The sequence below is a fragment of the Stenotrophomonas maltophilia genome (genome assembly GCF_013464915.1).
In the GTDB taxonomy this organism is placed as follows: Bacteria; Pseudomonadota; Gammaproteobacteria; order Xanthomonadales; family Xanthomonadaceae; genus Stenotrophomonas; species Stenotrophomonas maltophilia_AT.
The window spans coordinates 16,201-28,806 of record NZ_RAVT01000069.1 but is presented as its reverse complement, the minus strand read 5'-3'; the positions used below and the strand labels follow the sequence as shown (position 1 = coordinate 28,806).

Here is a 12,606-nt window from a genome sequence, read left to right as displayed (position 1 = left end):
GGGGGGGGGGTGGGGGGGGGGGGGSCCCCCCCCCCCCCCCCCGGCACTACCCGTTACAGGCGCTCGCCGGTTTCCGGGTTGAAGAAGTGCAGGCCCTGCGGGTGGATCGCCACCCGGATGTCCTCGCCTACGCCCGGCAGCGACTGCGGCGCCACGCGCATGGTCAGCGCGTGCTGGCCACTGCTGAGGTTGACGAAGATCTCGTTGCCGACCGGTTCGATGCCTTCGATGCGCGCGGTGAACGCGTGCGCATCATCGGCGCTGGCCGGCTGCAGGTGCTCCGGACGCACGCCCACCGCGATCGGCTTCTGCAGCCACGCTGGATCGATCGTGGCCTGGCCCAACGGTGCACGCCAGTCGCCGTCGACCACGGTCACGCCACCGGCGTCGCCCTGCAGCGTGCCGCGCAGCACGTTCATCGCCGGGCTGCCGAGGAAGCCGGCCACGAACAGGTTGGCCGGCCGGTCGTACAGCGCCATCGGCGTATCGATCTGCTGGATGATGCCGTCCTTCAGCACCACGATGCGCTGGCCCAGGGTCATCGCTTCGACCTGATCGTGGGTCACGTAGATCATGGTGGTGCCCAGCTTGCGGTGCAGCTGCGCGATTTCGGTACGCACGCTGTGGCGCAGCTTGGCATCGAGGTTGGACAGCGGCTCGTCAAGCAGGAACACCGCCGGCTCGCGTACCAGCGCACGGCCCAGCGCAACACGCTGGCGCTGGCCACCGGACATCGCCTTGGGCAGCTTGTCCATCATCTCGGTCAGGCCCAGCGTCTGCGCCGCCTCGGCGATGCGCTTGTCGATGGTGGCCTTGTCATGGCCGCGCAGCTTCAGGCCGAAGGCCAGGTTCTCGGCCACGGTCATGTGCGGGTACAGCGCATAGCTCTGGAACACCATCGCGATGTCGCGATCCTTCGGCGCCACGTCGTTGACCACGCGATCACCGATGCTCAACGTGCCGCCGCTGATCTCCTCCAGGCCGGCCACCATCCGCAGCAGGGTCGACTTGCCACAGCCGGACGGGCCGACCAGCACCATCAGCTCGCCGTCGGCGACCTCGAAGGTGGCGTCCTTCACCGCGACCTGGCCGTTGTCATAGACCTTGCGCACACCCTGCAACTGCACTTTTGCCATATCACCTATCCGGTCCGCCCGAAGCCGGGCTGTCTTTTGGGACTGCCTCGGCCCTCCCGATGGCAGTGATGATTGCGCGCTTGCCGCATGACGGCGAGCACTGCAATCGAATACAGTTGCCCATTCTGCCATGTAAACGTTTTCACGTGGCACTATCCGATGATCGGTGCGCACCGATCTGCGTCGGCGGTGGAACGAAGCTTCCGCCGAGGCAGTGGTTTCGAATGGAACGGTCTTCCGGTGCCCGGTAGAACGCCCCCGACGAACCTCGGACAGGCAGTTGCGCGGATGTCCCCCGAACCCAGCCATGAAGCGATTGACAACGATGTCACCCGGATCTGAAACTCGAGCGATGCACGACACCCTCTTCCTGTTCGGTGCCACAGGTGATCTGGCCCAGCGCTACCTGTTCCCTTCGCTGCTTCGCCTGCTTGGCGACGGCCTGCTGCCGGAGGACTTCCGCATCCGCGCGCTGGCCCTGTCCGGGCATGACACCGAAGCCTTCCATGACATCCTGCGGCCGCGCCTGCAGCAGGCCATGCCGATGGCCTCGCAGGACGACATCAACGGCCTGCTGCGCCGCATCGACTACCGTTCGGTCGACCTGCGCGACGTCGACTCGGTCGCCGCTGCGGTCTCCGACCTGGTGCATCGCAAGTGCGTCAGCTACCTGGCCATTCCGCCGGGCCTGTACATCTCCACCTGCGAAGGCCTGGCCAAGGGCGGCGCCCTCGCCGCGCCGGCACGCCTGATGCTGGAAAAGCCGATCGGCAGCGACAGCGAGAGCGCCGAGGAAATCATCAGCACCATCGGCCAGTGGATCGACGAGGACCGCGTATTCCGCCTCGACCACTATCTGGGCAAGGCGGCGGTGCAGAACCTGATCGCGCTGCGCTTCGGCAATACGCTGCTGGAAGCGGTGTGGAACCGCAACTACATCGAATCGGTGCACATCCTGGTCGCCGAAAGCGAAGGCGTGGACGGCCGCGACGCCTACTACGCCCGTTCCGGCGCGCTGCGCGACATGGTCCAGAGCCATATCCTGCAGCTGCTGTGCATGGTGGCGATGGAGCCGCCGGCGTCGCTGGAAGCCGACCGCATCCGCGACGAGAAGGTCAAGGTACTGCGCGCGCTGCGCCCGCTCGATGCCAAGCACGCCGCGCGTGACAGCATCCGTGGCCGCTACACCGCCGGCACCATCAACGGCCAGCCGGCGCAGGCCTACCAGCCGCCGGAAGGCAGCGACGTGGAAACCTTCGCCGGTGTCACCGCGCATATCGACAACTGGCGCTGGAGCGGCGTGCCGTTCCACCTGGTCACCGGCAAGCGCCTGCCCGAACGCACCACCCGCGTGGTGGTCACGCTGAAGCCGGTCACCCACTGGCTGTTCGAGCGCCCGCAGCGCACGCAGGCCGCGCCAAACCGCCTGGTGTTCCAGCTGCAGCCGCAGGAGAACATCGAGCTGGGCCTGATGAGCAGCCTGGCCGGCCCGGAATGGGGCGCGCTGGAACTGCATCCGCTGGAACTGGAACTGTCGGTGCCGACCGGCCTGCACCGCCGCATCGCATACGAACGCCTGTTCCTGGATGCGTTCAACGGCAACCACACCCTGTTCGTGCGCGACGACGAAGTGCGTGCCGCCTGGGCCTGGATCGACAGCGTCGCCGACGCCTGGAAGGCAGCCAAGCTGCCGCTCGAACCCTACCCCGCTGGCCAGTGGGGGCCGAGCAACGCAACGGAGTTCCTGCCGCAGGGCGTGGACGCACCGGACAGCGGAGCGTCGGCATGAGTGCCAGCTCGCAGCCGGTGCTGGTCGCCGACATCGGTGGCACCAACGCCCGCTTCGCCCTGGCCGACACCTCGCTGGACGCGCCATTGCTGAAGGAGAGCATCCGCGAGTACGCAGTGGCCGAGTTCCCGTCGCTCGGCGATGCGGCCCGCCACCACCTTGAGCAGATCGGCGCTGCCGCCAGCCGCGGCGTGTTCGCGGTGGCCGGCCGCGTCGATGGCGATGAAGCCCGCATCACCAACCATCCTTGGGTGATCTCGCGCAGCCGCACCGCAGCGATGCTGGGTTTCAACGAACTGCACCTGATCAACGACTTCGCCGCACAGGCGATGGCGATTTCGCTGCTGCAACCCGATGACGTGGTCCAGGTCGGCGGTGCCGCCTGGGTGCCGGGCAAGCCGGGCCAGCCGCGCAACTACGCGGTGATCGGGCCGGGTACCGGCCTCGGTGTCGGTGGCCTGATCCTGCGCCACGGCCGCTGCTATCCGCTGGAAACCGAAGGCGGCCATGTCAGCTTCCCGCCGGGAACGCCGGAAGAGATCCGCATCCTGGAGATCCTGTCCGAGCAGTTCGGCCGCGTCTCCAACGAGCGCCTGATCTGTGGCCCCGGCCTGGTCAACATCCATCGCGCCGTGTGCGAGATGGCCGGCATCGATCCGGGCCAGCTGCAGCCGGTGGACGTGACCGCCCGCGCCCTGCACGGCGATCCGCAGGCGATGCGCACCGTCGATGTGTTCTGCGCCGTGTTCGGCGCCATCGCCGGCGACCTGGTACTGACCCAGGGCGCCTGGGACGGCGTGTTCCTGACCGGTGGATTGACCCCGAAGATGCTCGATTCGCTGCAGCACTCCGGGTTCCGCCAGCGCTTCGAACACAAGGGGCGGTTCTCTTCGATCATGGCGCGGGTGCCGTCGCTGGCCGTGATGCACCCCCACGCCGGATTGCTGGGCGCCGCCGCCTATGCCGCCGACGCCGAACGTGACGCACCTGGAGTTGCCGCATGAGCCCCACCCCCTTCCACGACGACCGCATCGAGTTCATCCACCACGGCGATGCCGATGGCTGGATCGAGGCGGTAGCTGCCGAGATGGCGCAGACCCTCAACCACGACATCAACGAAGTGGGCCGTGCCCGCATCCTGCTGTCCGGTGGCACCACGCCGGCACCGGTCTACCAGGCCCTGGCCGAACTGGACGTGCACTGGGACCGGGTGGAGGTAAGCCTGGCCGACGAGCGCTGGCTGTCGCCGCAGGATCGCGACAGCAATGCCTGGCTGGTGCGCGAAAACCTGCTCAAGCGTGCCGAGGGTGCGCATTTCGATCCGTTGGTGCGCGTAGGCAAGCCGCTGCCGGAATGCGTCTACACCGCCAACCTGCAGGCCCAGCACAGCCAGCCGCCAAGCCTGGTGGCACTGGGCATGGGCAACGACGGCCACACCGCCTCGCTGTTCCCGGGTTCGAAGGACCTGGCCCGTGCACTGGAAAGCACCCTGCCCTATGCAGCACTGGATGCCACCGGCTGCCCGGGGGCGAACCAGTGGCCGCTGCGCATCACGCTGACCCCGCATGGCCTGCGCCAGTGCCGCCAGCGCCTGCTGCTGCTGCGCGGCAAGCAGAAGCTGCAGGTGCTGCGCCAGGCGCTGGACAGCAATGACGCCCAGCAGTACCCGATCCTCAATGCGATCAACCTTGACGGCGCGCGCCTGCGCGTCCACTGGGCTGATTGATGTTGGCGGCGGCGCATGCCGCCGCTTGCCTCTCGCCACCACGAACGCCGGTAGCCAATGAGCCTCCATCCGCAACTGCAAGCCATCACTGAGCGCGTCATCCGCCGCAGCGCCGCCTCGCGCGCTGCCTACCTGGCCGCGATCGACGCCTCCCTGCGCGAGGGCCCGTTCCGCAGCCGCCTGAGCTGCGGCAACCTCGCCCACGGATTCGCCGCCTGCGGCGGCACCGACAAGAGCCGCCTGCGCGGCGGCGTGACGCCGAACCTGGGCATCATCACCGCCTACAACGACATGCTGTCGGCGCATCAGCCGTTCGAGACCTATCCCGAGCAGATCCGCGAGATCGCCCGCGAACTGGGCGCCACCGCACAGGTGGCCGGCGGCGTGCCGGCGATGTGCGATGGCGTCACCCAGGGCCGTGGCGGCATGGAACTGTCGCTGTTCTCGCGCGATGTGATCGCACAGGCGACCGCGATCGGGCTCAGCCATGACATGTTCGACACCACCGTCTACCTCGGCGTGTGCGACAAGATCGTTCCCGGCCTGCTGATCGGTGCGCTGGCGTTCGGCCATCTGCCGGCGGTGTTCGTGCCGGCCGGCCCGATGACCCCGGGCATCCCGAACAAGCAGAAGGCCGAAGTGCGCGAGCGCTACGCTGCCGGCGAAGCTACCCGCGAAGAACTGCTGGAAGCCGAGTCCGCCTCGTACCACGGCGCCGGCACCTGCACCTTCTACGGCACCGCCAATTCCAACCAGGTACTGCTGGAAGCAATGGGCGTGCAGTTGCCGGGCGCATCGTTCGTCAACCCGGGCACGCCGCTGCGCGATGCACTCACCCGCGAAGCCACCGAACGTGCGCTGGACATCACCGCACTGGGCGATGACTTCCGCCCGCTGGGCCGCATCATCGACGAGCGCGCGATCATCAACGCGGTCATCGCGCTGATGGCCACCGGCGGTTCGACCAACCACACCATCCACTGGATCGCGGTGGCACGTGCCGCCGGCATCGTGCTGACCTGGGACGACTTTGATGAACTGTCGCAGCTGATTCCGCTGCTGGCCCGCGTCTATCCGAACGGCGACGCCGACGTGAACCGCTTCGCGGCTGCCGGTGGCCCGGCGTTCGTATTCGGCGAGCTGATCAAGGCGGGCCTGATGCACGGCGATCTGGTCAGCGTGGCCCGTGGCGGCATGGCCGACTACGCGCGCGAACCGCAGCTGCGCGACGGCCAGCTGGTCTATCTGCCGGGCCTGGAACACAGCGCCGATGACGAAGTGGTGCGTGGCGTCGACAATCCGTTCGAGCACCAGGGTGGCCTGCGCCTGCTGCGTGGCAACCTGGGCAAGTCGCTGATCAAGCTGTCGGCGGTGAAGCCGCAGTACCGCACGATCGAAGCCCCGGCCGTAGTGGTCGATGCACCACAGGTGTTGAACAAGCTGCATGCCGGTGGCCTGCTGCCCGAGCATTTCGTGGCGGTGGTGCGTTACCAGGGCCCGCGCGCGAACGGCATGCCGGAACTGCATTCGCTGGCGCCGCTGCTGGGCCTGCTGCAGAACCAGGGCCGACGCGTGGCGCTGGTCACCGACGGCCGCCTGTCCGGTGCCTCGGGCAAGATCCCGGCAGCCATCCATGTGACGCCGGAAGCGGCGCGCGGTGGCCCGCTGGCCAAGGTGCGCGAGGGCGACATGATCCGCCTGGATGGCGAGGCTGGCACGCTGGAAGTGCTGGTGGACGCGGCCGAATGGGCCGCACGTTCGCTGGCGCCGAACACTGCGCCTGCCGCGCATGACCTGGGCCGCAACCTGTTCGCGATCAACCGCCGCGTGGTGGGCCCGGCCGACCAGGGGGCGATCTCGATTTCATGCGGGCCGGCGGCGGCCGATGGCGGGCCGTGGGAGTACGACGCGGAATACGAGCTGGGGCACGATGCGGCGGCGGCGGCGCCGCATGAGGCGAAGGACGCCTGAAGCGAAAAGCCGCGGCAAGCTTCCCGGCCTGGGCAGTAGAGCGCCCTGGCCGGGACACGCCGTAAACCCCTCCATGGGGGCTCGATCGCGGCATCCATGCCGCTCACGGTCCCGGCCWGGGCGCTCTACTGCCCTTGGACAATTCCCGGCGCGTCATTTGCGCTGCGGCCACTGAATCAAGAAGAGCAAAGGCAAGGGCAAAAGCATGGGTATCGAACAACATCAGGTGAAGGCGGCGGAAATGCTGCATGCGGCGGGCATCCTGCCGGTTGTGACGATTCATACGCTGGACCAGGCGCGTGCGGTCAGTGCGGCGCTGCTGGAAGGTGGCCTGCCGGCCATCGAGCTGACGCTGCGCACGCCGGTGGCGATGGAAGCGCTGGCGATGCTCAAGCGCGAGCTGCCGGATGTGGTGGTGGGCGCGGGCACGGTGCTGACCGTGGAGCAGATGCAGCAGTCCATCGACGCGGGTGCGGATTTCCTGGTGACCCCGGGTACACCGCCGGCGCTGGCCGATGCACTGGCCGCTGCTCCGCTGCCGGTGGTGCCGGGTGCAGCCACGCCGACCGAGCTGCTGTCGCTCTACGCGCGCGGCTTCCGCGTGTGCAAGCTGTTCCCGGCCACGGCCGTGGGCGGGCTGGCGATGATCAAGGGCCTGGCCGGCCCGGTAGCGGACCTCAAGCTGTGCCCGACCGGCGGCATCACCGAAAACACCGCCGCCGAATACCTCGAGCAGAAGAACGTGGTCTGCATCGGCGGTTCGTGGATGGTGCCGGGCAACTGGATCGCCAACGGCGAATGGGACAAGGTGCGCGCCAGTGCCGCTGACGCCGCGAAGATCATCAAGCGCGTGCGCGGCCACTGAGCCCGACGCAACTGTAGAGCCGAGCCCACGCTCGGCTCCGGCATCATCAGGGGTCAGAGCCCTTTCCCACCAGGAAAGGGATCCGACCCCAGACGACGAGCGCGCAAAGCGCGCGACCCGCTCTCGCTTTTCCCTTCTTCTTTCCGCGGTGGACGCGCACGGAACCTGTCCGTGGCCCTGCGGAGGGATTGCGCAGGGGCGTAAGCGCCATGGATGGCGCGCCCGAGCCTCCAGGGATGGATTCACGGCGTCCCCTGCGCAATCCCTCCGCAGGGCCAGCCCCACGAATCCTGCCGCACACCGCGAGGGGCTCAGCCGTTGGCCGAATCCCTTACAGCGGCCGTGCCGGATCCACCAGCCCGTACTGGCTGGCCATCCGCGCCAACGCGATGTTGTCGTGGATCCCCATCTTCTCGAACAACCGCGCCTTGTGCGTGTTCACCGTCTTCGCACTCAGGCTCAGGCGCCGCGCGATGTCTTCCTGGCGCAGGCCCTGGGTCAGCAGCAGCGCCACCTCAAGCTCGCGTGGCGACAGATTGTCGAACGGCGAGCCATTGCCTTCCACCGTCGACAGCGCCAGATTCTGCGCGATGCTGGTGCCCAGGTAGCGACGACCGGCCGCCACATCACGCACCGCACGCAGCAGTTCCTGCGCATCGCAGCCCTTGCCGATGCAACCGGCCGCGCCGGCTTCGAGCAGGCGCTTGGGCAGTGGGCCGTCTTCCAGTACCGACACGATCACCACGCGGGTATTGCGGTGGCTGCGGACGATACGCTCGGTCACTTCCATGCCGCTCACGCCCGGCAGATGCAGGTCGCACAGCACCACGTCCGGCAACAGCTGGCGGACCTCGCGAAGCGCGTCCTCGCCGGTCTCGGCCTCGCCCACCACCTCGATGTCGGTTTCCCCCGACAGAATCATCTTCATACCGGTGCGGACCAGTGCGTGGTCATCCACCAGGTAGACTCGAATCGTCATTCACGTACCTCTTCGAATGCGGCCATTGCAGGTCAAGCTAGGCAGGGTGCCGATACCCTGCAAGCGCGTCCGGAATGCGGCGCCGGCGATCTGCCTTGCGCATCACATAACCGCGCGTTGTGCTTGCCCCCTGTCTTGCAGAACCTGCTGCAACGAAACAACTGATCTATCACGTAGACGTCCCTCAAGGGCCATCCACGTCAAACCCCCTGTGGTGGTGCTTCGCTGGCCTTCGCTGGCGGCGGGCCGTGACGTCGCCAAGGGTGCCGGCGACTGAACATGACCAGATAGCACCCTACCACCCAAACCAGCGCGGCACACCATCCGGCCAGGATGTCGGAGGGGTAATGCACCCCCAGATAGACCCGCGACACGCTGACCAGCAGGCTGAACGCGGGTGCCAGCATCAGGACCGGCCAGCGCCAGCGGGTGTTCCAGGCCAGCAGCACCAGGGTCACCGCCAGGGTCATCGACCCCATCGCATGCCCGCTGGGAAAGCTGAACGTCGATTCCGGCGCGATCGATTCCCACAGGCTGGGGCGCTGGCGCTGGAAGAACTGCTTGCTGCCCATGTTCAGCAGCGCCGACCCCACGAAACTGACCGCGACGAAGGTCGCCTCGCGCCAGCGCCGGTAGCCCAGCAGCACGCCGATGATCAGCACGTCGGCCGGGATCAGGAACCACTCGTAGCCCAGTTTCGAGATGAGCACGAAGAAGCGGTCCAGCCACGGCGAATGCAGGCCATGCATCTGCCACAGCAGGGGCGCGTCGAAATGGAACGATTCAAACTCGTGCACTTCGTCCGCCAGGGCAACAAAGCCTGCCAACGGCAGCAGCACGCCACCGAACAACAGGACCAGGCGCCAGGCGTTGCGCGCCATCCAGTGGCGGAAGCCGGAGGCGGACTCCGGTGCGGCGAGGATCGCAGGCTTATCCGGCGCTTCGGGCATAGTTTTGTTCGACGTAATCGTCGATCAGGGCGACGAACTCCTGGGCGATGTTGTCGCCACGCAGGGTCACCTTCTTCTCGCCATCGACGAATACCGGCGCCGCAGGCGTCTCACCCGTGCCCGGCAGCGAGATGCCGATGTTGGCGTGACGCGACTCGCCCGGCCCGTTGACGATGCAGCCCATCACCGCCAGGGTCATGTTTTCCGCACCCGGGTGATGGATCTTCCACAGCGGCATCTTCTCGCGCACGTGGTTCTGCACCACCTTGGCCAGTTCCTGGAAGAACTCGGAGGTGGTGCGGCCGCAGCCCGGGCAGGCCGTGACCAGCGGCGTGAAGGCACGCTGGCCAGTGGTCTGCAGCAGCTCCTGGGCGACGATCACTTCCTGCGTGCGCGACTGGCCCGGTTCCGGTGTCAGCGAGATGCGGATGGTGTCACCGATGCCTTCCTGCAGCAGCACGCTCAGCGCCGCAGACGATGCCACGATGCCCTTGCTGCCGATACCTGCCTCGGTCAGGCCCAGGTGCAGGGCGAAGTCGGAGCGCTGCGCCAGGTCGCGGTACACCGCGATCAGCTCCTGCACGCCACTGACCTTGGCCGACAGCACGATGCGATCGCGCGGCAGGCCCAGCTCCACCGCCTGCTCGGCCGAATCCAGCGCCGAGCGGATCAGCGCCTCGCGCAGCACGCGGCCGGCGTCCCAGGGCTGTTCGCGCAGGTTGTTCTCGTCCATCAGCTTCGCCGCCAGGGCCTGGTCCAGCGAGCCCCAGTTGGCGCCGATGCGCACCGGCTTGTTGTAGCGGATCGCGAACTCGATCAGCTGGGCGAACTGCAGATCCTTCTTCTTGCCGAAGCCGACGTTGCCAGGGTTGATGCGGTACTTGGCCAGTGCTTCGGCACACGCCGGTTCGGCGGTCAGCAGCTGGTGGCCGTTGTAGTGGAAATCGCCGATCAGCGGCACGTCGATGCCCATCATCGCCAGCTTGTCGACGATGCGCGGAATGGCGGCGGCAGCCTCAACGGTGTTGACGGTCAACCGCACCATTTCCGAACCGGCACGCCACAGCTCGGCCACCTGCTTCACGCTGGAGGCGACGTCGGAAGTGTCGGTATTGGTCATCGACTGCACCACCACCGGCTTGCCTCCGCCCACGGTGACCCCGCCGATCTGGACGGCATGGGTCTGGCGGCGCGGCCAGGCAGTGGCATCGGAGGGCGGAGTCGGGCGGGTGACGGCGTCGTGCATGGGCGCATTCTACCGCCCGGCCCTGCATTCGGGGTGACTCGCATTCAGCCGGCGGCACGGCTGCGGCCGATTGTCGCAGGCACGTCCACGCGTGAACGCATACGATGAGCGTGCATGACCGGTCCCGACGCCCCGTTTCTCCGCACCCTGTGCAGCCTGCGCTGGCTTGCCGTAGGCGGCCAGGCCGCCACCATCCTGGTCGCCACCTGGGTGCTGGGGCTGCCGTTGCCGCAGCTGCCGCTGTGGGCCGGCGTGGCGGTGCTGGCCCTGTTCAACGTCTACACCCAGCTGCGCCCGGAAGCGGCCGACACCGCACCGCTGACCGCGTTCGGCCACATCCTGGTGGACGTGATCATCCTGACCTGGATGGTCGGCTGGAGCGGCGGCATGGCCAATCCGTTCAGCTCGCTGTTCCTGATCCTGATCGCACTGGCCGCGTTCGCCCTGCCCCTGCGCTGGGCGCTGGCGGTGGCACTGGCCTGCCTGCTCGGCTACGCCAGCAGCGGCATCTTCGGCCAGCCCCTGCCGGATGGCTATTTCCGCGCACAGGACCTCAACCGCTGGGGCGTGGTCGCCAACTTCCTGATTTCCGCCGCCGTCGTGCTGGCCTTCTCCACCCGGCTGGCGCTGGCGCTGCGCCAGCGCGAACTGGAACTGTCGGCACTGCGCGAGCGCTTCGCCCGCAACGAAGGCATCGTCGCGCTGGCCACCCATGCCGCGTCGGTGGCGCATGAACTGAACACTCCACTGGCGACCATGACCCTGCTCGCCGACGACGTGGCCGAGCGCAGTGAAGAGCCGGAAGTACGCGAGGACATGGAAACGCTGCGCGAGCTGCTGGTGCAGTGCCGTGAGCGCGTGCTGGCGCTGGCCGCACCGGCCTCGGCCGATGCGCCCGGACGCAGCCATTCCAGCGCCCAGCAGGTGCTGGAGCAATGGCGCCTGGTGCGTCCGACCATCGATCTGCACCGCAACGACGATGCACCGCTGCGGCTGCCGCTTGATCCGGGCGTGGGCCACCTGCTGATGGTCCTGCTCAACAATGCCGCCGATGCCGGCGAACAGGCCGGCCGGCCGCGCGTGGACCTGGACCTGCGCATCGAAGGCGACGACCTGATCGGCGAAGTACGCGACTACGGCCACGGCTTCAATGCCCGCGCCGCGGTACTGCCGGGCAAGCTGTTCGGCAGCAGCAAGAGTGAAGGCATGGGCGTCGGCCTGGCCCTGTCCCATGCCACGATCGAACGCCTCGACGGCGAGATGTGGATGCGCCCGGCCCAGGGGGCCGGCAGCCGCGTCGGCTTCCGCCTGCCGCTGGCCCCACGCGAGGAAACCCCATGAGCGCCTCAACCCTCGGCCTGCTGGTCGACGACGACGAACTGTACCTGCGCACCCTGCAGCGCAGCCTGGCCCGCAAGGGGCTGGAAACGCAGACCGCGCAGGATGCCGCCAGCGCGCTGGCACTGGCCCGCCAGCATCCGCCGGCGTTCGCCCTGATCGACCTGAAGCTGGGCAGCGACTCCGGCCTGGCGCTGATCCAGCCGTTGCGCGCCCTGCGTGCGGACATGCGGATCCTGCTGGTGACCGGCTACGCCAGCATCGCCACCGCTGTGGAAGCGATCAAGCTCGGTGCCGATGACTATCTGCCCAAGCCAGCCACGGTGCCGATGATCCTGCGCGCGCTGGGCGAGGAGGATGACGGCCCGGCCGACGATGGCGAAATGGAAGTGCCCGACGCGATGACGCCGATCAGCCGCCTGCAGTGGGAGCACATCCAGCAAGCGATGCACGAAACCGGCGGCAACGTGTCGGCCGCCGCACGCCTGTTGGGCATGCACCGGCGTTCGCTGCAGCGCAAGCTGGCCAAGCGCCCGAGCCCGGAACGCGACCCGAGCCGGTGACGTGGTAGTGCCGGCCGCTGGCCGGCAACCTCATGAACGGTGA

Annotated in this window: 11 protein-coding genes; 7 read left to right on the top strand and 4 right to left on the bottom strand. The window is 67.9% G+C overall.

Translation table 11 applies throughout. The annotated features are described in order from the left end of the window. Positions 1-53: 53 nt before the first annotated feature. Positions 54-1,136, bottom strand: coding sequence for an ABC transporter ATP-binding protein (locus D7T59_RS20200; protein ID WP_164139269.1), 1,083 nt, complete (start codon positions 1,134-1,136; stop codon positions 54-56). A 352-nt stretch (positions 1,137-1,488) separates the two neighbouring features. Here D7T59_RS20200 and zwf point away from each other — a divergent pair, with 352 nt between their 5' ends. The 5 genes from zwf to eda all read left to right on the top strand — a co-directional run bounded on the left by zwf (position 1,489) and on the right by eda (position 7,487). Further along, positions 1,489-2,925, top strand: a complete 1,437-nt coding sequence (gene zwf, locus D7T59_RS20195) for a glucose-6-phosphate dehydrogenase (protein WP_180852727.1) — start codon at positions 1,489-1,491, stop codon at positions 2,923-2,925. Continuing rightward, positions 2,922-3,929 carry a glucokinase gene (gene glk, locus D7T59_RS20190; RefSeq protein ID WP_099554236.1) on the top strand — a complete coding sequence of 336 codons (1,008 nt, stop codon included), beginning with the start codon at positions 2,922-2,924 and terminating at the stop codon, positions 3,927-3,929. The genes zwf and glk overlap by 4 nt, the downstream gene beginning before the upstream one ends. Next, positions 3,926-4,651, top strand: a complete 726-nt coding sequence (gene pgl, locus D7T59_RS20185) for a 6-phosphogluconolactonase (protein WP_180852726.1) — start codon at positions 3,926-3,928, stop codon at positions 4,649-4,651. Before glk ends, pgl begins: the two co-directional genes overlap by 4 nt. Positions 4,652-4,708: 57 nt before the next feature. Then, entirely contained in the window at positions 4,709-6,622 is a 1,914-nt protein-coding gene (gene edd, locus D7T59_RS20180; protein WP_180852725.1) for a phosphogluconate dehydratase, read from the top strand. 205 nt (positions 6,623-6,827) lie between these two features. After that, positions 6,828-7,487, top strand: coding sequence for a bifunctional 4-hydroxy-2-oxoglutarate aldolase/2-dehydro-3-deoxy-phosphogluconate aldolase (eda, locus tag D7T59_RS20175; RefSeq protein ID WP_180852724.1), 660 nt, complete (start codon positions 6,828-6,830; stop codon positions 7,485-7,487). Between the two features lie 331 nt (positions 7,488-7,818). On the opposite strand, the gene D7T59_RS20170 is transcribed toward eda, so the two are convergent. The 3 genes from D7T59_RS20170 to ispG all read right to left on the bottom strand — a co-directional run bounded on the left by D7T59_RS20170 (position 7,819) and on the right by ispG (position 10,662). Then, complete coding sequence (locus D7T59_RS20170) at positions 7,819-8,466, bottom strand: response regulator (protein ID WP_180852723.1); 648 nt, start codon at positions 8,464-8,466, stop codon at positions 7,819-7,821. Positions 8,467-8,666: 200 nt separating this feature from the next. Continuing rightward, entirely contained in the window at positions 8,667-9,416 is a 750-nt protein-coding gene (locus D7T59_RS20165) for a phosphatase PAP2 family protein (protein WP_164139278.1), read from the bottom strand. After that, positions 9,397-10,662 carry a flavodoxin-dependent (E)-4-hydroxy-3-methylbut-2-enyl-diphosphate synthase gene (ispG, locus tag D7T59_RS20160; RefSeq protein ID WP_164139280.1) on the bottom strand — a complete coding sequence of 422 codons (1,266 nt, stop codon included), beginning with the start codon at positions 10,660-10,662 and terminating at the stop codon, positions 9,397-9,399. The genes D7T59_RS20165 and ispG overlap by 20 nt, the downstream gene beginning before the upstream one ends. A gap of 114 nt (positions 10,663-10,776) precedes the next feature. Here ispG and D7T59_RS20155 point away from each other — a divergent pair, with 114 nt between their 5' ends. Then, on the top strand, positions 10,777-12,003 hold the full coding sequence (locus D7T59_RS20155) for an ATP-binding protein (protein WP_164139283.1): 1,227 nt from the start codon (positions 10,777-10,779) through the stop codon (positions 12,001-12,003). After that, positions 12,000-12,563 (top strand): response regulator transcription factor, encoded by a 564-nt coding sequence (locus D7T59_RS20150; protein WP_005409063.1) that lies wholly within the window; start codon positions 12,000-12,002, stop codon positions 12,561-12,563. Before D7T59_RS20155 ends, D7T59_RS20150 begins: the two co-directional genes overlap by 4 nt. The last annotated feature ends 43 nt before the right edge of the window (positions 12,564-12,606 follow it).

What these genes read in the sequence shown, in the direction of transcription:
- D7T59_RS20200 (WP_164139269.1), bottom strand. Translation starts at nt 1,136, where the DNA reads ATGGCAAAAGTGCAGTTGCAGGGTGTGCGCAAGGTCTATGACAACGGC.
- zwf (WP_180852727.1), top strand. Translation starts at nt 1,489, where the DNA reads ATGCACGACACCCTCTTCCTGTTCGGTGCCACAGGTGATCTGGCCCAG.
- glk (WP_099554236.1), top strand. Translation starts at nt 2,922, where the DNA reads ATGAGTGCCAGCTCGCAGCCGGTGCTGGTCGCCGACATCGGTGGCACC.
- pgl (WP_180852726.1), top strand. Translation starts at nt 3,926, where the DNA reads ATGAGCCCCACCCCCTTCCACGACGACCGCATCGAGTTCATCCACCAC.
- edd (WP_180852725.1), top strand. Translation starts at nt 4,709, where the DNA reads ATGAGCCTCCATCCGCAACTGCAAGCCATCACTGAGCGCGTCATCCGC.
- eda (WP_180852724.1), top strand. Translation starts at nt 6,828, where the DNA reads ATGGGTATCGAACAACATCAGGTGAAGGCGGCGGAAATGCTGCATGCG.
- D7T59_RS20170 (WP_180852723.1), bottom strand. Translation starts at nt 8,466, where the DNA reads ATGACGATTCGAGTCTACCTGGTGGATGACCACGCACTGGTCCGCACC.
- D7T59_RS20165 (WP_164139278.1), bottom strand. Translation starts at nt 9,416, where the DNA reads ATGCCCGAAGCGCCGGATAAGCCTGCGATCCTCGCCGCACCGGAGTCC.
- ispG (WP_164139280.1), bottom strand. Translation starts at nt 10,662, where the DNA reads ATGCACGACGCCGTCACCCGCCCGACTCCGCCCTCCGATGCCACTGCC.
- D7T59_RS20155 (WP_164139283.1), top strand. Translation starts at nt 10,777, where the DNA reads ATGACCGGTCCCGACGCCCCGTTTCTCCGCACCCTGTGCAGCCTGCGC.
- D7T59_RS20150 (WP_005409063.1), top strand. Translation starts at nt 12,000, where the DNA reads ATGAGCGCCTCAACCCTCGGCCTGCTGGTCGACGACGACGAACTGTAC.